Origin of the sequence: Pseudomonas sp. ACM7, assembly GCF_004136015.1 — a bacterium.
Lineage (GTDB): Bacteria > Pseudomonadota > Gammaproteobacteria > Pseudomonadales > Pseudomonadaceae > Aquipseudomonas > Aquipseudomonas frigoris.
This window is the reverse complement of sequence record NZ_CP024866.1, coordinates 3,574,903-3,595,270: the sequence shown is the minus strand read 5'-3', so window position 1 is coordinate 3,595,270 and position 20,368 is coordinate 3,574,903. Positions and strand designations below refer to the sequence as shown.

Below are 20,368 nucleotides of genomic sequence, written 5' to 3'. Positions count from 1 at the left end.
GAGCGCGAATGTTTAACAAAACTAGAATTAGGTTTCAGCGCGACGGTGATCGCGCTGGTTCCCCATAGCGGATTTAATCTCTCAGCTATTTGCCAAGTTTAAGCTAAGTAACTGTGCCGCACGTTCCCTCTGCACAGCAGGACTCCCCAGCAACTGGTCAGTTGGCACACGGTGGGATATGCCGTTCAGTACCAGCCAGGTTCTTGGATCACGTTTGTCCGCGCGGAAATCGGTAGTCGTCGATTCGAAATCAATCGAAGAATTTGCGCCCGCTACCCCTTAGGGAACTCGAAGGATGAATAGCCGAAGCCGTTATGCACGTAATTTCTACACTAGTAGTGGCTTGTTGCTATGCTGCAGTCTTTTGCCCGGCGCAACGCAAGGAGCCCGCTGACAGCATGACATCATTGATACCTGAAAACTTAAGCCTGCCCGGGACCCATGCATTGGTAATAGGGGTGAGTGCATACGAGTTCCTAAGCGGTAGCGCAAACTGCAGCCCTCAAGGTAGCGAGTTTGTGATCGGGCAGCTTTCAGCCGCTGCTCGCTCCGCGTCTGAATTTGCCGCGTGGTTGATGACTGAATACAACCGCCCTGGTCTTCCCCTGCGCAGCTTGCGCGTTTTGTTATCGCCTTCGCCCGATGAAACCATCGCGCCAAGCATTCATGCTCTCCTCAAAGGCGATTGGCGAGCCACTCGAGAAAACGTAGACATCATGTTTGCTCATTTCAGAGATGCCGCCAGAAGCCACGATGAAAACGTTGCTATCGTCTATGTCGTCGGACACGGTGTGCAGTTCAGTAAGAATGGGGCGGTCTTGTTATTGAACGATTTTGCTAGCCCACTGCATCGCTATGAAACGTATATCGGCGCAGTGGATATGAGAAAGATGCATGACGCGATGAATCAAGAGAGTGAAATTGCCCAAACTCAGTTTTGGTTCGTCGATGTATGCAGAGATCTGCCCAAAGAACTTGAAAAGTATGAAACTCTTGCGGGAGTTAAGGGTGGTAACGTAACACGGACAGGATCAGCCAAGTCTTCTCCCTTATTTATCTCTGCATCACCTGGCCAGGGTGCCTTTGCAAAATTTAATGGGTTGACTCTATTCTGCGATGCTCTTTTTAAAGGCCTTAAAGAGGGGCATGCAGCGCGCTCTGAGGGAGAGCGCAATTCACCATGGCGGGTGTCTGTCAATACTTTGCTCGAATACCTACCAGCCGCAGTGCAGGCTTTGGCTGGCACGGGAGGAAAGACACAAGAGGTTGAGTGCACGGGCAAAATGACCAACGCGGTGCTACATGAGTGCCTCACGCCCCCTGATGTTGATTTGACCATCTCTATACGATCTGGTCATAACAATACTAACTATACTGCCAACCTAAAACACCGTGGCACAACCCTGTATAAGAGTTATTCGAACTGGCCACTTACAGCTAAAGTACCTGCCGGTCTCTATGCAATCGAAGTAACGACGCTATCGCCACACGGTGTGGATGAGGATTGCTTGAACCTTCAACCTCCCGTCAATGAAAAGGAGATTCCGCTATGACTGTTGAAGGAGAAACTACTGGTGTATTGCACATAGAAATAGACTCAAAATTGTACTACCGCGGAAAAGGGATCCGCGTGGAAATCCGTGATAGCGATTTGATTCTGATCCAACCTGCAACCACTCAGCGCAGCTTCGAACTGCCGTACGGGCTTTACGAAATCAGCGCAGTTTTAGATGACGGCAAGCGGACGACTAAGGTTATAGAAGTAAACGGTCGGCAACCGAACCGTATTAAGCTCGAGCCTAATCTGCCTTTTGAGCCTTTGGCTTCAAAAAATGATAGCGACTTTCGTTCGGTGAGCGAATTGCACCATCTTCACTCCGTCAAGACGGACATGGAGATAGTCGATATTAGCTCCGACGTGACGGTATATGAAGTGGAGAGCCATTGGATTCTCCGCCACTCTCAAAAGATGGAACAGGTGCCTGTGGCTACGATATCCAGCTCAGGTAGTACTTTGCAAGCGAGCCTTCCTATCAGCGCAGGCGATCACCGATTTTCCGTAACTTGTCATGTTACCCGCCAGTTCGAACCGTCATTTGGGCCTGTGCAAATCAAAATTTCGCAGTCCCGAAGCATTGCCTCCGCAATGGAGAGGATGGTTGAAGCAGGTCAGTTTGAATCGGCCACCCGGCTCGCCAATAAGGCAATGGAGACCTTGCTATCGAAGTTCATCGATCCAACCGGTGCTGCCCTAGCCGCGTTGATCCTTTACAAGGCAGATCGGCTCGATGACAAAATGGATCTCCTCTTTTCATTAGTGAAGCGATTCGGCTGGCTGCCTGATGGCAAGATATTACTGGCCTCGCAATTGGCACGACTTCCGGGGCAACGCGACAAAGCGCTGCAGCTCGCTTGTCAGGCAAGCGAACAACGAATTCTATTTACCGAAACCTTCTCACTATTACTTGATCTGTTGCGCTACTGGCCGGAAACCGGTAGCAAGAATCGTAGCGAAGCCCTATCCCGCCTAAGCAAGCGTGCGCCTTTTGTCGACTGGCGCTCCACGTACCTATGCTATCGATTGCAGGAGGGCCAAGATGCTAACGCTACAACTTCTGCCGGCGCGTGAGGGCGATGCTATTTGGGTGCGTTGGGGTTCCCCTGATGCCCCTTACCAGATGCTGATCGATATGGGCCCTGAAGAAACGGGTAAGGAGTTGCGAGAGCGCATCAGCGCATTGCCTGAAGATCAACGATCATTCGAACTAATCGTTGTAACCCATATTGACCGCGATCACATTGGCGGCTTGCTGTCTTGCTTGGTAGATGCAGAACCTATACCTGGCTTTACAACGAAAGATTTCTGGTTCAATGGTTTTGCACATTTAGATGGACTGAAACCCCAGGACGAGTTTGAGTCCATGGGAGCAATTCAGGGCGAGCGATTAAGCAATTGGCTCGGAACGCAAAATTGGAACAAGTTATTCGCAGGTGGGCCTGTATGTCGTGAAAACAAACTACCTCTGCCCTATCGAGACTTTGAAGGTGGTATGCGATTGACTGTTCTAGGCCCAACAGCTAGAAGGCTCAGTGACTTGAAGCCTGTATGGCGAAAAGAGGTTGAAGCTGCGCTAAGGAAAGCACAGAAAAATATCTCAGATGAGGGCTTGGAGAGAATGGGTGCGAACTCCATTCATGCACTCAATGATAAGGAAGCGCTATTGCGTCTCGCCGAGCAACAACTTACAAGAGACAACAGCCCGGCGAACGCGAGCAGTATTGTACTGTTGTTGGAATACAAGGATACACGGATATTATTATCTGGAGATGCTTTTTCAACAGACTTAAAAGAATCTGTGCAACTGTTTTCCCAAGGCCAGCCTCTGGAGCTAGCTGCCTTCAAGGTTCCCCATCACGGCAGTCGACGGAATCTATGCAAAGCGCTGATCGAAAGTGTCCGCTGTCCCTGTTGGCTCATCTCGACCGATGGCTCTCGTTTCCAGCATCCCGACGACGAAGCAGTGGCGCGCATCCTCAGTTATAGCAAATATTGCCCTATTACTGTAGGGTTTAACATCCGCAGCGAATACAATGAAAAATGGAGTAATGACGATTGGCGGGAAAGGTTCAGCTACCGCACTACATACGGTAGCATAGAGGATGGCCTGATCTTGAAGTTCCAAGGGGGGGCTTTGGTAGACAGCTAGCAAGTAACTTTATAGTGTTCGCGTGCAGTATAAATACCTCATGTTTGCATGGGGAGGCGCAAGCGTGGTTCCATGCTGATAAGACCTTATAGGCACTTAATCGGCCGGTTCAATAAATAGAAAAATTCTGCAAGGGCACAGTACTTCACCACAACAGTCTCATCCGCGCTCGTTGTTGATAAAACGATCGTTAACGTCGCGTGCTTGATCAGTTAATTTTGAAGCCTCTGTGTAAGCGTTCAGCCAAGTCACCTTGACTGATTCCGCCAGATATCAACTGATATGCAAGCAGTTTACTCGGTATCGTTTGCTCATCGGTTCCCCCTTGCCATCGCTAGGTTGGAGCAGCATGATTAAGCTTTAAGGACTGGTAATTCAGCGGGATCTGGCCGATGAGTGAACTATTGGGTGTACTGGCTGACTTTGTTTTTCAAGCGATTTGCTTCCCTATCGGCTGGCCTTTGATGAAGGCCTTACCCTAGGGAAATACCCCGCTAAAGGCTCCTGGTTTTCAGAAAGCCCTTCAGCCCAATGGACGTCTGCGATTGGGCTAGCCGTTTTGGTCATTGCAATGATGGCAGCGATGAAGCAGTTCGTGCTTGCTTAGCGAATGGCTAAGCCATCGCCTTATGCGATGGCATCAGGAAGGTATGTTGCCCGGACGGTTACGAATGGACAGCCAATTTCTCGATGTGGATTTTTAGTCTTCCCAGTCAGCGGCCAATCGCCACCATTCAATTACCAGCACGAGAGCGGGTATCCTCTCGTCAGCTATGACATGGAAAGGAAATCGGAGCATGACATTTAGGAATGTTCCTACAGCATTGCGCTAGCGCTTCCAGGTAAAGTCATTCTGCCCAGCTACAGGCCGGATTCCCCCATGGATGAAAAGGAAGCTGCATGAGTGGTTATGTGCCAAAAACAGCTTTGCCAAACACGCCCAAAATCGCTGCACCTGATGTGTTGCATCTGTTGATATTCATGCTCCGTATTGGACTGAATACAAAAACTACCCATCGAAGCAAGACGCCGCGCCCAGCGCCGTGGGCTGTATGTTCGTAAGGAGCTGTGACCTCCCTGGCGGTGTGGCCAACCACAAGAAACCAGCCGGGATTATCCCTGTCGAGAGAATGGCCAACTACGCCGAGCTTCCCATTATTGGCGGTCGTGAAACAGATGCGGACGCGAACATTCCCCTCAAAAAGATCTGTGGTAGCGCTTTACCTGCTGCACTCGGAACTCTTCTAGTCGGTGTGGCTCCTATTGCTGCTGGTGTGTCCTGTGGAGACCGCTGCACTGCTGAAGATAATGAGCCCTTTCTCAAGCCAACTGCGTTGATGGATATCGGCTCATTCGAAGCGGCTACCAGTTCTCAGAATAGAGTGCATCAAAACTCCTCATTCTCATTTTTCGGCTTAAGGATAAGCTTATGTTTGCGCCTGCAAATTCCGCGCACTTTGCATTACAGATCCCTTCTGTTCGCAACGATTTTAAAGTATTGGCGTTTGATGGCGCTGAAGCCATCAGTAACCTTTATGCGATAAAAGTTGAACTGGTCAGCGAGTGCCCTGACTTTGACCTAGAGAGTCTGCTCAGTCAGCAGGCATTTCTTCAGTTCGGGCTGAACGGAGAAGGCATTCACGGGCTCATCGAAGACGTTCTAGTCGGTGACGCTGGCAAGCGTCTTACCCGCTATCACTTGACGCTGGTTCCTGCTTTGCACTACCTGCAGTACAGTCACAACCAACGAATTTTCCAGAATTTGACTGTTCCGCAAATCATTGCTCAGGTGCTGAATGGTCATGGAATTCAGTCCGACACCTTCACTTTCAATGTTACGACTAGCCCCGTGCGCGAATACTGCACTCAGTACGGGGAAAGTGATTTGGACTTCGTCCAGCGTTTGTGCGCTGAAGATGGCATCGCCTGGCACCACCAACATACCCAGGAAGAGAACATCCTTTAGATAAGCGTACGGATCATGACCATTCCGCGCAGACTGGATCAAGCTCATGATCGCCGCCGCCCTTTTTCCGCTGCGTAGCGATCCGGCGAAGAGCCAGTTCTTGCGTCCAAGGGCCCATGGTCGGATCTGGTTCTCCGCCCAATTATTATCAATGGGTACGGCCCCGTCATTGAGGTACCGGCGCCTGGATCAGCGTTTCGCAGTCATCGCAAACCCACTTGCCACGAACATGGCGCTCAACGGTGAACACGCCCGGCATGTAGTCGAGCTTTTCGCTGACATCTTCACCGATGCGCTTGAGGGCGCAGCCGCATGGGCAGTGAGTGTTGTCCGGTTCGTGATGGATCAACGTGCGTGGGAATTCTGCCGGCAATGCCGTGCGCTTGGGCTTTTGCTTTTTCTCGGTCGCCGCTGGTGCTATTTGCAACGCCTGAAGCTCGGCCTCAATCGCCGCAATATCGGTATCGATCAGGTCATCCAGCAGGCTGGCCTGCTCAGGATTCATCTGCTCACTGCGCTTGGCAAACTTCAAACGCTTGAGCTGTGCGATCTCGTGGGTCAGCTTCTCGATCACCGTTTGATCGCGGTTGATCTTCTTGCCCATGGTTTCGACCGTTCTGCCCATGGTCTCGACTTGCGACAGCAACTGCGCAGCGAATGCACGCAGTTGATCGGGAGTCATTTGATCGAGATTGGGCGAGGAAGTCATACCGTGGATTTTACCAAAGCAGACCGCTTGCGGCAGCAAACCGAGATGCTAACTACAGTTTTAAAGCAGCGTAATAGCTCCGCCAGACCCCACGCGTTGCCAAGGTAGGCCTAGTACCAAAGCCTGAAGTTGCTCGGCATCCAACTGCACTTCACTGCCTTGCCGAACGCCTGGCCAATGGAATTTACCTTGGTTCAAGCGACGTGCCGCCAGCCATACGCCAATCCCATCGTGTACCAGCACTTTCATCCGAGTCGCGCGGCGATTGGCAAACAGATAAGCGCAGTGCGGCTTCGCCGCACCGAACACCGCGACCACCCTCGCCAGCGCCGTTTCAGTGCCGGCGCGCATATCCATGGGCTCGGTGGCGAGCCAGATTGCGAAATTGCACTCCACTTGACCATCTGATTGCATCGGTACTGACCACTCGTTTGCATTGCACTTGACCAGGCGTTTGCATTCGATTAGACCACCGATTGCATCGGATTTGACCAGCACGCTTAGTAAACATGATCGGTAGAGAACTGCCCATTGCTGCCGCTGGCGACAGGCAGTCATCGGCCAAAAGCAGTCAGTCGTATAGGACAGAGAGCGGCTGTTTGCTGCCCGTCGAAGTCTTTCCCTATGACTGACTTTTTTGATCGAAGCTACCGGTCGCGACGGCTCGTAACACGCAGAACTAGGATTAATTTTTCATATGGCATTTTTCGTTCACGTTTGGCCACTGCCTTCCCCTTCAACCTGGCTCTGTCTCTGTCTCTGCTCAAACGCCTGAGCGCGTAAGTCGCGCGGGCTCATCTGGAATGCCGATTGGAACATGCGACTAAAGTGCGCGGGGCTCTTGAACCCGACCGACAAGGCAATCTCAGTGATCGGATTCTGCGCGTTGGCTGGATCGCTCAATGTCCGGCGCGCGGCGTCCAGGCGCTCTTTCCAGATCCAGCTAGAGAGGGTATTGGGCTGCCCGTCGCAGAGAGCATGCAAATAGCGCTTGGACAAGCTTAAGGCCTTGCTGATCCGGTCTACATCCAGTTCCTGATCAGCCAGGTGCTCATGCACATAGGCGCGTAATCGCCGCAGGTGAAATTGTTTCAGATTGCCCGGAAGAACAGCGACCTGCTCTGGAGCCCCGACCAATGCAGCACAAAGCAACTCGACGGTCGCGCTGGCCACTGAAGATGAACTGAGCTCATCAAGCTCACCGACGCAACCTTGCAGCGAGTTGATGAACTGGCTGAACAGCCGACCGGTCCCGGACGCCGTGGGAATCACCCGTGCAGTGTAATCCCTGGCGTTTCGCAGCGAATGACGCATCACCCGCCCAGGAATCATCAGTACTTCGTGATGGAAAGCGCCCGGCATATTCATCGAATAGCTGCGGCTACTGTCGCAAAGCACCATGTCACCGGGATTCATGGTGACCTGACGATTGTCCTGCTCGATCTGACTGGTGCCATGACGCTGGATGAGCAGCAGGAAGAAATCATCATCTCCCGTAGACAAGTGCTGCATCGAGCGGCGGACAAAGTGACCATCGGCAATCACATCGGCCAGTTGAATGGCATTGCGCGTGTACTGAAAAATTTTTCCGTTGAAAGCCGGTTGTCCGGCAATCGGCTGCATATCGAAATGGATGAAATTCTCTCTGACGACATGCTGCCAATAGTCCATGCGCATATCGTCTGGCAGCCCTTCCGTGGTAATGACGCAATTCATTGTTTCACTCTCAGATAAATTCCACTGCGCTCACAGACAAGCAACTGCGTATCAGCCTGTCTACCATCGGTATCGTGACATGTTCGTGTAAATACAAGTAACGACTACGCAATCCGTGGATGCGCAGGACAGGCACGTCAGGCGAACCGCCTTGCGGTGCCTGCAATGCCAACAAGGATTGAATAGCCCGCTCACCAGCCCATTCCCTGTGAAGAATTAAAACAATGAAAACACTCGCCGCTGTGGCAAGAGAGCACCGTGCGCCACTGGAAATACTTTCACTGAAAATCGACGAACCGCGTGAGGACGAAGTACGGATCAAGATTGTGGCGGCGGGTATCTGCCGTACCGACCTGGACGTTCGGGATGGTTACCTGCCCACCCCACTTCCGGTGGTGCTGGGCCATGAAGGCGCGGGCATAGTCGATAAGGTCGGTGCAGCTGTCAACAACTTCCAGGTGGGGGATCACGTTGTGCTCTCCATGGGCCGTTGTGGCGAGTGCGGGTTCTGTCGTTCGGGGCAGCCAGCGTTTTGCGTTAATCATGTGCCATTGAACTTTGGCGGTGCTCGGGCCGACGGCTCGATGTGCTTGCACGATCAAGAAAGCGCGGTACACAGCCACTTTTTTTCGCAGTCCTCCCATGCCACTTACGCCATTGCGCACAAAAGCTCGCTGGTGAAAGTGCCTAAAGATGTCGACCTCAAACTGCTCGGCCCGCTTGCCTGCGGGGTGATGACGGGCGCCGGCGGGATGATGAATACCTTGCGCCCGGAGCCGGGTAGCAGCGTGGTGATTTTTGGCTGCGGTACCGTCGGCCTCAGCGCCTTGATGGCGAGCAAGATCATCGGCTGCAGCCAACGCATCGTGGTCGACAACAAACAATCGCGTCTCGACCTGGCCATGGAACTGGGGGCCACCCATACAGTGCTCTCAGGGCCTGACGTCGATGTGGTCAAAGAGATCCGCGCATTGAGTGATGGCTTGGGCGTGCAATACGCCTTTGAGTCCAGCGGTGTGAAAACGGTCATCAGCGCAGCACTCAACAGCCTGCGCGAACTCGGCACCCTAGTGATGACCGGCGTGTTGCCCCAGGGCGAGACCGTTGAGTTCGATGCCTGGAATCTGCTGCGTGGGCGGCGGGTGATCGGCAGCGTGATGGGCGACACCTTGCCGGAGATTTTCATCCCGCAGTTGGTTGAGTACTACCGCCAGGGCCTGCTACCCCTTGAAAAAATTTCCCGATTGTACCCGTTGGCAGACATCAACCAAGCCATTGACGACGGCATCAACGGCAAGGTGGTCAAGGCCATCGTGGTCATGTCGCATCAGGACTGAAGCTCTTTCAAAGGGTGGGTGTGCGTCAAGCGATGCACCTGCGCACCGGCCTCCTTCCAAAAACAATATGTTCCAGGAGTTATCTCAAAATGGATGAAACCATCGTTCCCGCATCACAAGACCCTCTGAACCGTTCCGGTAAGCAACGTCGCGGCTTCATCAAAGGCTCAATGGTGGTGATTGCCTCAGCGTCCCTCGCATCGGGTATTGCTTCAGCGGCGCAACCTGCTGCTCCGGAGAGTCAATCTCGCAGCCGGCTCAAACAACAGGGCCCGTTCGAGCACGTATTCGACTATGTGATTCTAGGCGGTGGTTCTGCCGGTGCCGTGTTGGCCAACCGTTTAAGTGAGAGCGGCAACAAGAGTGTTTTGCTGGTCGAGGCCGGTCCTTCTTTCGATCCGGATCAATACCCAGAGCTGCTCTACAGCGGCAACATCATCGCCGCCAACGCTGATCCGCGTTATGAATGGGGTTATCACGCCGAGCCGGTTGAGCAGGCTGAAGCGATCTATGCGCCGCGCGGCAAGGTAATCGGTGGCAGTTCCGCAATCAATGGCGCCGTTGCTTGCCGTGCCCTGCCCTACGACTTCCAGCGCATCACCGCCAAAGGCTTGAAGGGCTGGACGTTCGACGAGGTGCTGCCCTACTTCAAGAAGATGGAAACCTGTCACACCGGCGATGATAAATGGCACGGTCGCAATGGCCCGTTTCCGATTCATCAACTGACGATGGACTACATCACCCCCGTACAACGCTCGACGGTTGAGGCCGCCTGGAAACTCGGCTACGCCAAGGTCGATGACTTCAACAACCCTCTGGCCAACAACGGTGCAGGCCCAAATCTGATGAACGTGGTCAATGGTGTGCGGGTCAACACCGGCATCGCCTACCTCACGCCAGAGGTGCGTAGACGCTCGAATCTGACCATCCTTTGCGAAAGCCTGATCGACAAACTGCAGTTCGACGGTACCAAGGTCCGCTCGGTTCTGCTGGCTGACGGTAAAGAACTGCGTGGCAAGGAAGTGATCCTCAGTGCTGGCGCCTACGGCTCGGCAGCGATCCTGTTGCGCTCGGGTATCGGCCCGAAAGCGGATCTGCAAGCCCTGGGCATCCCGGTTATACGAGACGCTGCGGTCGGCACTCGACTGCTCGATCACGCCTTTTACTGGATGAACTTTGCCGGTAAGCCGGAACTCAAGGGCCAGGATCACCCCGTTGTCGGCTCACAATTGTGGACTCACTCCTCCTTCGCCAAGTCAGCCGGGGAACTGGATATCGCGGTCTCCCCATCGCACTTGCTCGACCCGAGTATCAGCAAGACCGGTGTGGCGTTTTCGCTAGGGCTGGAATTGATGAAGGTCAGCTCGACCGGCAGCGTCAAACTCAAGAGCCTCGATCCGAAGGTTCAACCTGTCATCAAGCTCAATCACCTCACCAGCGAAGACGACATGCAGCGCATGGTCGAATGCTTCCGGATCGCCCGAAAACTAGCCACGACTGAGCCTTTGAAAAGCCTGATTGTCGAGGAAATCTTCCCGGGGCCATCGGTTAGCGACAGCGACAAAGACATTCGCCAAGCCCTAGCTAAAGGCGTCGGCACCTTGCAGCACCCTTGTTCCACAGCTCCGATGGGACTGCCAAGCGATCCGAACGCGGTGGTTGATGCGCAGGGGAATGTCTATGGCGTACAAGGACTGCGAGTCATTGACGCATCAATCTTCCCTGAAATTCCGCTGATCAACCTCAACCCGAACGTCATCATGATGGCGGAAAAACTATCGGATGTGATTCGTAAACAGCAAAGTTGAAGCTGGATCAAGGGCTTCACTCGCTGAAATATGCCGCCCGCCGATAGCGCCTTCGCGCAAAGTTTCAAACCTAAAACCCCTCAAAAGGAAACAACAATGGTCAAGGTTCTAGTGCTCTATCATTCGATGTACGGTCATATCGAAACCATGGCGCAAAGCGTCGCTGAAGGAGCCCGCACCGTCGCCGGAGTGGAAGTAACGATCAAGCGTGTACCCGAAACGATGGATGCACACATGTTTGAAGCGGCCCATGGCAAGGTCGATCAAAAGGCACCCATCGCAGTAGCCAATGAACTTGCCGACTATGACGCTATCATCTTTGGCACCCCGACTCGCTTCGGCAACATGTCCGGCCAAATGCGCAACTTCCTGGATCAGACCGGTGGCTTATGGGCCCGGGGCGCGCTTGTCGGGAAGGTCGCCAGTGTCTTTACCTCGACCGGTACCGGTGGGGGACAGGAAATGACCATCACGTCCACCTGGACCACTTTGGCGCATCACGGCATGGTGATCGTCCCTATCGGCTATAGCACTCCGGCCCTGTTCGACATTTCGCAAGTGAGCGGGGGTACTCCTTATGGCGCCTCGACGCTGGCTGGTGGCAACGGTTCGCGCCAGCCAGACGAGCGTGAACTGGGTATCGCCCGTCACCAAGGCGAGTATGTCGCCAGCATCACGGCCAAACTCAAGGGCTAGGACCGAGCGCCCCTGAGCTGAGAGTTAGCGAAGCTTACTCGAACACGGCAGGCGGCTCTGAACGACGGATCAGGGCAGCTGCGGCCAGGCATTGTTTTTCGCTTGAATCGTGGTTCGGTCGTTTATGACTGAAGGACAGCAACCGGCCCAGGTTGTGTAAAAACGTTTTAGAGCAGGTATGACGGTCAGAACTAGAACGAAAATCGCGTTCCTACGCAAATTTCAGGTCTGCTTGTTAGCCGAGCGCTGATAGATTGTACGTAGCAGCGCAGACTTCCAAATGGTGTATGCGTTTGACACATTCTGGGCCAATGCCGGACTGTGAGCTAAGTTGGCAAGGTAATGGGGGATAGATACATCACGCAGTGGTAGCTAGAACATTACCCGCCCTGACATACCTAGCTGCACCTCACCTCCGACCCAGATATCACTTCCGATCTTCTCAATTTTTATCCGACCTTGACGACCTAATGCAGTGCCTTGGCTCGCAGTGTAGTGGTCAGGCATGACCCCTGTAGAAATCAGCCATTGCGCCAGGCTCGCATTGAGACTTCCGGTGACAGGATCTTCATTCAGTTCTTCACCCATAAACGCGCGCACCTCGACATCTGCGTCCGCATGAGGACCTTGCCAAGGCGCGACTACTCCTACGTTGAGCCCGTTGAGCTTCAAATAGTCTGGGCGAATAGCCAAAACGTCATCACGCGATGCCATCATTACGGCAACCCAACCGGGTCCATTGTCTACCCATTGACTGGCGAGGATTTGATCACAGGACAGGCCCAATCCGCTCTCAATCTGACGCAACACATCTCCACCTACTGCTCCACTCCGAACCAGAGGCGGCGCTGCGAACGACAGAAAAGCACCATTCCGGCGAATGCGGATCAGGCCTGCCAGGCACTCCTGAATAATCTCTTTATCGACGTTGCCGCCACTTTGATTTAGCCATACATGACAGCTTCCCAGTGTAGGATGACCGGCAAAGGGGAGCTCCCGTAGCGGGGTGAAAATTCGTACTCGGTAATGTGCTTCGGGAGAGTTTGGTTTCAGCAGAAAGGTTGTCTCGCTAAGCTGTGTCCAGGCTGCAAAATCGTGCATTTGTTGGCTGGTCAGGTCGTCGGCACCAATTACGACAGCTACGGCGTTACCTTTAAAGGATTGTTCGGAGAAAACATCGACTTGCTCGAATAGTAACGAAACCGGCATGGAGCCTCCTCTGTCAGTGCTATGGGGGAAGGATATGCCAGGCGGCACACTTCCGAACCGAGTTTCGTAGACGTCGGAGAGTCTCCTTCGGGTCGTGGCTGCCGGCCATGAACGACCGCAGTCGATTCGTTGCAGTCTGTTGTGACAGGTATTAATAGGCCACAAGACACCTGCAAAAGTGTCAATCTGGATAATATTTACATAAGTGTTCACGGATTTAGAACTTGAATAAACTATCTGAGATGCATTCTTTCGTCACAGTGGCGGACACGGGCAGCATTTCTGAAGCCGCTCGTCGTTTGGGTACGGCCAAGTCGATGGTCTGCCAGCGGATTCAGCAACTAGAAAAACGCTTAGGAAGCATCTTGCTAGAGCGTGGTCGGCAGACTCGCCTGACTGAGTCTGGCGAGGTTTTTTACCGTCATTGCATAAGTATCCTTGCTGATGTTGAAGATGCCGAAAACGCGGTCTTGACGTCTCAGTCGACTGTTCGCGGTAGTTTGCGTATTGCAGTTCCGATGGCTTTTGGGATGCGCTATCTGACGCCGATTCTGTCGTCTTTCGCCAGGCAATATCCGGAGCTGGAACTGGACGTTGAATTCGATGACCGTCGCGTCAATTTGCATGAAGAGGGGTTTGATGCGGCGGTTCGCATTGGTGAATTGCCGGACTCTTCGCTAGTGGCCAAAACCATTACCCCCAATCGCCATATCATCTGTGCCAGCCCGGATTATTTGAGTGCTCATGGCACACCGAATATCCCGCAAGACCTGGCCCAACATTACGCCATGCTCTACGTGAATCGCGAACCTCATGGCATGTGGACGCTACCGGTGAACAACACATTGGAGTCATTCCGTGTGCGCTGTCGAATGCGTACCAATTGTGGCCACCAACTTATGGAAGCGGCCAAGGCGGGTCTCGGGCTTGCGATACTGCCCACATTCCTGGCCGCGCAGGCCATTGTGGACGGTGAGCTGAGAGAGGTGCTGGAGCCTTATGCGCCTCGTGGCGGCAATATTTCTGTGGTCTATCGTCAGTCGCAGCGAACCTCGCCCAAGCTCCGTGTGCTAGGCAGTTTCCTCAGTGAGCAGATCGGCAACCCGCCGATTTGGGATCAGATGCTGACAGCGCATTTGCAGCCATAGTGTTGAGTCGTTCGAAAAAAACGAAACATCGATTCGCTTTTCTCTGGCTTATGGGGGGCTGAACACTGACTTATCCTTTTTTCCAACAGGCGCATTACCAGCGTCTGAAAGGAAGAAATGGAGGAGGATGGATGTCAGTTTCCTTAAACAACCCCGCTCGCCGTGCTGTGTTGGCCGGTGGTGTTATGGCTGCCGCTACCCTCACAGTGGGCAGTGGTTTAGCGCGTGCACTGGAGCCTGCTGGCAAGGCCAGAAAGAGCGACGGACAGCCGAGCGCTTTCGATGTGATCATCGTCGGTGGTGGCTCGGCTGGCGCAGTGCTAGCTCGACGCTTGAGCGAAAACACTGACCGTCGGGTGCTACTGCTGGAAGCTGGGCATAGCTATAGCCCTGGAAGTTATCCTGCGCTTGTTGCGAGCAGCGATATTGTTGGCGCCAATGGCAATCCTGAATTTGAGTGGGGCTACAAGACTCAACCGGGTTACATCAATCATCCCATCGGCGCTCTGCGCGGCAAGGTGTTGGGCGGTAGTTCGGCGATCAATGGAGCCGTGGCAATTCGTGCGCGGCCTACTGATTTCGAGCGCTGGGGGCTACCAGGCTGGAGCTATGAGGAGTTGTTGCCATTTTTCAAGAAACTAGAAACCCATAGTGCGGGTTCTAGTCGCTTGCACGGCCATGATGGCCCTCTCCCAGTTCATCAACTTAGTGATGCCGACGTCACGCCGATGCAGCGGGCTTTTATCAGCGCGACAGTGGCGAATGGCTACACGAAAGTTGGCGACTTTGATGGTGCGAATGCAAATGGTGTAGGCCCGTACCCGATGAATATCGTCAACGGTGTACGGGTCAACACCGGCATGGCCTACCTCACTGATGAAGTACGCAGTCGCGCTAATCTGATGATCCGCGCCGATAGCCTTGTAGACAAAGTACTTTTTGATGGTAAGCGCGCGATCGGTGTGCAACTGGCTGATGGTGAAAAGCTCTTAGCCGGTGAAGTCATTCTCTCTGCGGGTAGCTACGGCAGTGCAGCGATCCTACTGCGATCCGGCATAGGTCCGCGTGAGGACTTGCAGGCCTTACAGATCCCGCTGGTTGCTGAACTGCCCGTTGGGCAAAACCTGATGGATCATCCGTTTTATTACAATGCCTACGCGGCAAAACCTGAGCTAATTGGCAGTCAGTCGCCCGCTATCGGTGCCAAGCTCTGGACCCATAGCAGAAAAGCCGAAAACGGCGATCTGGATCTGCACATCACCGCGACCCATTTGTTTCCCCATGAGCAAAGCCCGACGCAGGTTGGCTTTGTGCTCGCAGTCGCGCTGACTCGGCCACTGTCGCGTGGCAAGGTGACCTTAGTCAGTCGCGATCCGTTTGTTGCACCGCGCATTGACCTCAATTTTCTCGCCGAGCCCAAGGATCGTCAGCGTCTGCTTGATGGCATCCGTATGGCTCGCAAAATCGGCACAACAGCGCCGTTGAACACGCTGATTCATTCCGAGCTCAATCCAGGCCCGGGCAATGACACCGATGAGGCGTTGCTTGCCAGTGTCAAAGCCAGTCTTGATACCTATCACCATCCAACCTCGACTGCGCCCATGGGCCGACCGGGTGACGCACAAGCAGTGGTTGATCTTGAAGCGCGGGTGATCGGTGTACAGGGGCTACGTGTAGTCGACGCTTCGATCTTCCCCGATGTGCCTTCGGTGGCGACCAACATCACTGTGATTGCTGCTGCTGAGAAAGTTGCCAGCCTCTACGCTTAATAATCTAGGAATTACCTCTATGAATAACACCCTGGTTTTGAACTGGATCGATGGCCTGTGGCTGGACTCCGGTGTTTATAAAGATTCCATCGACCCAGCGACCTATGAGTGCATTGGTCAATACGCCGAAGGTGGTTTGCATGAAGCGCAGCAGGGGATTGAAGCGGCTAAGCGCTCGTTCGCCGAAACGCCCTGGAAAGATGATCGCAACTTGCGCGCCAAGGTGCTGCTGGAGCTGGCCGATGCGTTTGAGCGCAATGCCGACGAGCTGATTGCCATGCTGGCCCTGGAAAACGGCAAGATCAAACCCGAAGCAGCGTTCGAGGTCACTATGGTGCCCTCCAAGTTGCGCTACTACGCCGCCCAGGCTCGTGCTGAGTACGGTCGAGCAGCAGAGCCTAAGCCCGGCAAAATTTCCCTGGTGATTCGTCAAGCGGTTGGTGTGGCGGGCATTATCGTGCCGTGGAACTCGCCGGTCGTACTGATGATTCGCTCCCTAGCACCAGCCCTGGCGGCGGGCTGTACTACAGTCATCAAAATGCCTGGGCAAACAGCTCAAACCAACGCGTTGGTAGCACGCATCATGAGCGAGTCTGTGTCATTACCGCGCGGTGTTATCAACTTGTTCAGCGAACAAGGCGCAGCAGGTTCCATCCATCTGGTGGAGTCGCCCCAGGTTCCGGTAATCAGTTTTACCGGCAGCACCACAACGGGCCGCGCAATCTCCGCTGCGGGCGCGCAGTCGCTGAAGCGTTTTGGCCTGGAACTGGGCGGGAAGACTCCCATGCTGGTGTTTAACGATGCCGACCTTGATGCAACCGTGCCAACGCTCGAAAAAGCCCTGACCGTATTCGCTGGCCAGTTCTGCATGACGGGTTCGCGGCTGTTGGTGCAGCGCGATATTGCTCCCGCGCTGATCGAGCGTTTGGCTGCGCGACTGGAAGCTGTGCGCGTAGGGCCCGCTGCAGATCCAAGCAGCGAGATGGGGCCTTTGATCGATAAGCCCAACGTTCAGCGGGTTAACCAAGTGGTGGAAGAAGCCATCGCTGGCGGTGCTGAGGTCATCGTGCGCGGTGGCCCGGTAACCGAAGGGCCTTTGGCCGGAGGAGCTTTCTACCGGCCAACACTGCTGCGGGTAACTGATCCCGAGATGCCAATTGTCCAGCGTGAGACATTCGGTCCGGTGCTGACGCTGCAGGTGTTTGATAGCGAAGCAGAAGCGATTGATCTGGCCAACAACAGCGAATTTGGCTTGGCAGCGAGTGTATGGACTCGCGATATCGATCGCTCTTTACGGGTTGCTCGCGAGCTGGAGGCTGGCACTGTCTGGGTCAATGATTGGGCAGTGGTCTACGACGAGTTTGAGGAAGGTGGTTTCAAACAGTCCGGCCAGGGCCGTTTGAATGGCGTGGCGGCGATGGATGATTTCGTTGAATACAAACACATCGCTCTCAATCCCGGCTTACGTCACCACTAAATCCAACTCGCTCGCCTACGCACGATGCTGCGTAGGCGGCTGCATGAGAACTATTTTATGAGTCGTACGAAAAACTTGCTAAACCCTTTGAATGTTGGCCCTCTGACCTTGGCTAACCGCGTGCTGATGGCCCCTATGACCCGCTCACGTTCAGCTCAGCCCGGTGATGTTCCAACTGCGCTGAACGCCCAATACTATGGGCAACGTGCCAGTGCCGGACTGCTGATCAGCGAAGGGATGCCTATTTCACCTGGCGCCAAGGGCTATGCCTATACCCCGGGCATCTATACCGAAGCTCAGCAACTAGGCTGGAAGAAGGTCGTCGATGAGGTACATGACAACGGCGGTCTGATCGCTGCTCAGCTGTGGCATGTCGGGCGTATTTCTCATCACTCGGTATTGCCACAGGGACAGTTACCCCTTGCTCCTTCAGCCATCCGCGCAAAGGCCAAGACTTTCGCGTTTGATTCGCAAGGCTCACCAGCCATGGTCGATTGCGACACGCCGCTGGCGTTGAGTGACGACGGTATTGCCGCAGTGGTGCAGGAGTTTGTCCAGGCCGCACTGTGGGCTCGTGAAGCAGGTTTTGATTTAGTTGAGCTGCAGGGTGCAAACGGTTTTTTACTCGAGCAGTTTCTCTCTGTTACGACCAATCAACGCACTGACCGCTACGGAGGTTCGCTGGAAAATCGTGCCCGATTTGTCCTAGAAGTGGTTGATGCCGTTGCGGCAGCCGTGGGTGCAGAGCGCGTGGGTGTTCGCCTCTCGCCGTGGTGCCCGCCAAGCGTTAACGATATGGACTTCAGCATTGAAGCCCAAGAGATTACGTTGTACTTGGCTGAGGCCCTCAGTGCGCGGGGCATCGCCTATCTGCATTTGTCTGAGTGGCCTGGTGTGCAGTATCCCTCAGGCTTTCGTGCGCAACTGCGCGAGCTATTCAATGGCGCAATCTTTGTTTGTGGCGGCTATCAGCAAACAAGCGCTCAGGACATCCTCGTGCAGGGCCTGGCCGATGCAGTAGCGTTCGGCAAACCCTTTATTGCCAATCCGGATCTGCCGCAGCGTTTTGTTTGTAACGCTGAGCTGGCGCAGCCGGATGGCAATACCTTCTACGGTGGTGATGCCCGCGGGTATACCGACTATCCGGCCCTGGCAAGCCTGAGTTGAGCCCAATGCGACTACCTCTATTTTTGGCCAGCGCAGCATTGGCAGGGGCGCTGGCAGCGCCCTTTGCCATCGCCGTAAACGAAGATGATTTTTCTACTATGAACAACCTGACCCAACAGCAAGACAGTCTTTATGACGCATTGCTTGATGCACTCTATGCAACCTTTGGCAATCACCCTGGCTTTCGCATTACGCATGCTAAGGGCGTGTTGCTGCATGGAATGTTTACTGCAACGCAAGAGGCGGCGACGTTAAGTCGAGCGGTCCATTTCCATGGGCAAGCAGTTCCGGTTCAACTGCGGTTCTCCAACTTTAGTGGTTTGCCAGGTACAGCAGACGCTGACCCGATGGCCAGTCCGCATGGCCTGGCTCTGCGTTTCTCGCTGCCGAGTGGCGAGTTCACGGATATTGTGACGCACTCCTTCGATGGCTTTCCGGTTGCCACGCCCGAAGACTTTCTCCGCTTTTTGCAAGGCATTGCCGCCAATGTCGCTACACCGCCTGATCCGTTGCCGCTGCAAGCATTTCTGGCCACTCATCCAAGAGCACAGCACTTTCTTGAAGCACCTAAACAGGCACCCAGCAGCTACGCCGCTGTGGAGTACTTCGGTGTCAATTCTCTGGTGTTCAGCAATGGCATGGGCGAGCAGCGTATCGGTCGTTATCGCATTGAGCCGCTAGTGGCCGAGACCGTATTAACTGATCAGCAAGCCATAGAAATGCCTGCAGACTATTTGCAAGACGAAATCGGTACACGCCTTGCCAGAGGGCCTGTGAAGTTGCGCCTGGTGGCGCAGTTGGCCGCTCCCGGAGACGCCGTAGATGATGGCTCGATTCCCTGGTCACGCAGCCATCAGGAGGTCGAATTGGGCGTTTTAACCCTCGACGCTGTGGTGCCGATTGCGGAGCAACAGTCCACCCAGCAACGCCTTGATTTCAACCCTGGGCGCATGATCGACGGCATTTCGGCCAGTCACGACCCTATGACTCCAGCGCGCGAACGGATCTACCAGCGAGCTCTACAACGAAGGCAGCAACCATGAGTAGTGATGCTGGTGTGAGTGTAATTGTTCATGAGGTTAACTCGCAGTATCAGGCGCTTTATGAACAGTGGATGAGCAAGGCTATTGAGGCTCATCAAAACTTCCCCGGCTACTTGGCCACGGATATTGTTAAACCGGTAGGGCAACAACTGCGTTACGCGATCATTCTGCGTTTCGTCAGCAAGGAGCACGTCCTGGCCTGGCTGAAGTCTGAGGTGCGGCAAGCGTTGCTGCGCGAGTCGTTGCCATGGCTACGTCAAGACTACTATCGCGCAGACGATGACTCGAAGTTCTGGTTTGAGCCGTTACAAGGTCGAGTCACTGTCGCTCGTTGGAAGCAATGGCTACTGTCCTGGGTGGTCGTATTTCCCTTGACAGTTATCATACCCTGGATGATGTATGCCTTTATTGATCTTACTGAACTGAACATGCCTGCTTGGCTACTCAAAGTATTGGTAGCAGGCTTGATCTCCATGAGCATGGTCTATTGGTTGATGCCTATAGCGACACGCACATTGTCACGCTGGCTGTTACGCTGAGGCATGGGTCGCCCCGAATTTCCTAGGTACTCTATGACCGTTTTTTGGCCGGAATCTGCCTTTCGTGAATGGCCACA

General features: G+C 54.1%; 15 protein-coding genes and 2 pseudogenes. 13 read left to right on the top strand and 4 right to left on the bottom strand.

What is annotated here, in order from left to right:
* Positions 1-398 precede the first annotated feature (398 nt).
* The 4 genes and pseudogenes from CUN63_RS16915 to CUN63_RS16895 form a co-directional block, all read left to right on the top strand.
* Entirely contained in the window at positions 399-1,553 is a 1,155-nt protein-coding gene (locus CUN63_RS16915) for a caspase family protein (protein WP_129440981.1), read from the top strand.
* On the top strand, positions 1,550-2,629 hold the full coding sequence (locus CUN63_RS16910; RefSeq protein WP_129440979.1) for a hypothetical protein: 1,080 nt from the start codon (positions 1,550-1,552) through the stop codon (positions 2,627-2,629). Before CUN63_RS16915 ends, CUN63_RS16910 begins: the two co-directional genes overlap by 4 nt.
* Complete coding sequence (locus CUN63_RS16905) at positions 2,598-3,707, top strand: ComEC/Rec2 family competence protein (protein ID WP_129440977.1); 1,110 nt, start codon at positions 2,598-2,600, stop codon at positions 3,705-3,707. Before CUN63_RS16910 ends, CUN63_RS16905 begins: the two co-directional genes overlap by 32 nt.
* Positions 3,708-5,136: 1,429 nt before the next feature.
* Positions 5,137-5,670: pseudogene (locus CUN63_RS16895) on the top strand (contractile injection system protein, VgrG/Pvc8 family); the annotation flags it as partial.
* Here CUN63_RS16895 and CUN63_RS16890 read toward each other — a convergent pair.
* The 3 genes and pseudogenes from CUN63_RS16890 to CUN63_RS16880 all read right to left on the bottom strand — a co-directional run.
* A pseudogene (locus tag CUN63_RS16890) lies at positions 5,659-6,382 on the bottom strand (IS66 family transposase zinc-finger binding domain-containing protein); the annotation flags it as partial. The pseudogenes CUN63_RS16895 and CUN63_RS16890 overlap by 12 nt on opposite strands.
* A gap of 60 nt (positions 6,383-6,442) precedes the next feature.
* Complete coding sequence (tnpB, locus tag CUN63_RS32220) at positions 6,443-6,880, bottom strand: IS66 family insertion sequence element accessory protein TnpB (protein WP_165353258.1); 438 nt, start codon at positions 6,878-6,880, stop codon at positions 6,443-6,445.
* Between the two features lie 213 nt (positions 6,881-7,093).
* Positions 7,094-8,053 carry a helix-turn-helix domain-containing protein gene (locus tag CUN63_RS16880; protein WP_165353257.1) on the bottom strand — a complete coding sequence of 320 codons (960 nt, stop codon included), beginning with the start codon at positions 8,051-8,053 and terminating at the stop codon, positions 7,094-7,096.
* Positions 8,054-8,322: 269 nt separating this feature from the next.
* Between CUN63_RS16880 and CUN63_RS16875 the strand changes: the two genes are divergently transcribed.
* The 3 genes from CUN63_RS16875 to wrbA all read left to right on the top strand — a co-directional run bounded on the left by CUN63_RS16875 (position 8,323) and on the right by wrbA (position 11,939).
* Positions 8,323-9,435: an NAD(P)-dependent alcohol dehydrogenase gene (locus tag CUN63_RS16875; RefSeq protein ID WP_129440973.1), complete on the top strand. Its 1,113-nt coding sequence runs from the start codon at positions 8,323-8,325 to the stop codon at positions 9,433-9,435.
* 89 nt (positions 9,436-9,524) lie between these two features.
* Complete coding sequence (locus CUN63_RS16870) at positions 9,525-11,243, top strand: GMC family oxidoreductase (protein WP_218570131.1); 1,719 nt, start codon at positions 9,525-9,527, stop codon at positions 11,241-11,243.
* Positions 11,244-11,339: 96 nt separating this feature from the next.
* Positions 11,340-11,939, top strand: coding sequence for an NAD(P)H:quinone oxidoreductase (gene wrbA, locus CUN63_RS16865; protein ID WP_129440971.1), 600 nt, complete (start codon positions 11,340-11,342; stop codon positions 11,937-11,939).
* Between the two features lie 372 nt (positions 11,940-12,311).
* On the opposite strand, the gene CUN63_RS16860 is transcribed toward wrbA, so the two are convergent.
* Positions 12,312-13,148, bottom strand: a complete 837-nt coding sequence (locus tag CUN63_RS16860) for a PhzF family phenazine biosynthesis protein (protein WP_129440969.1) — start codon at positions 13,146-13,148, stop codon at positions 12,312-12,314.
* A gap of 224 nt (positions 13,149-13,372) precedes the next feature.
* On the opposite strand from CUN63_RS16860, the gene CUN63_RS16855 reads away from it, so the two are divergent.
* The 6 genes from CUN63_RS16855 to CUN63_RS16830 all read left to right on the top strand — a co-directional run bounded on the left by CUN63_RS16855 (position 13,373) and on the right by CUN63_RS16830 (position 20,291).
* The gene (locus CUN63_RS16855; protein ID WP_129440967.1) at positions 13,373-14,296 is read left to right on the top strand and encodes a LysR family transcriptional regulator; all 924 of its coding nucleotides are present in this window, start codon (positions 13,373-13,375) and stop codon (positions 14,294-14,296) included.
* Positions 14,297-14,427: 131 nt separating this feature from the next.
* Positions 14,428-16,065, top strand: a complete 1,638-nt coding sequence (locus tag CUN63_RS16850) for a GMC family oxidoreductase (RefSeq protein ID WP_129440965.1) — start codon at positions 14,428-14,430, stop codon at positions 16,063-16,065.
* Between the two features lie 19 nt (positions 16,066-16,084).
* Positions 16,085-17,542 (top strand): aldehyde dehydrogenase family protein, encoded by a 1,458-nt coding sequence (locus CUN63_RS16845; RefSeq protein ID WP_129440963.1) that lies wholly within the window; start codon positions 16,085-16,087, stop codon positions 17,540-17,542.
* Between the two features lie 57 nt (positions 17,543-17,599).
* Positions 17,600-18,709 (top strand): alkene reductase, encoded by a 1,110-nt coding sequence (locus CUN63_RS16840; protein WP_129440961.1) that lies wholly within the window; start codon positions 17,600-17,602, stop codon positions 18,707-18,709.
* 5 nt (positions 18,710-18,714) lie between these two features.
* A complete protein-coding gene (locus tag CUN63_RS16835) occupies positions 18,715-19,752 on the top strand; it encodes a catalase family peroxidase (protein ID WP_256657535.1) in 1,038 nt (345 codons plus the stop codon).
* Positions 19,749-20,291 carry an antibiotic biosynthesis monooxygenase gene (locus CUN63_RS16830; protein ID WP_129440959.1) on the top strand — a complete coding sequence of 181 codons (543 nt, stop codon included), beginning with the start codon at positions 19,749-19,751 and terminating at the stop codon, positions 20,289-20,291. Before CUN63_RS16835 ends, CUN63_RS16830 begins: the two co-directional genes overlap by 4 nt.
* The last annotated feature ends 77 nt before the right edge of the window (positions 20,292-20,368 follow it).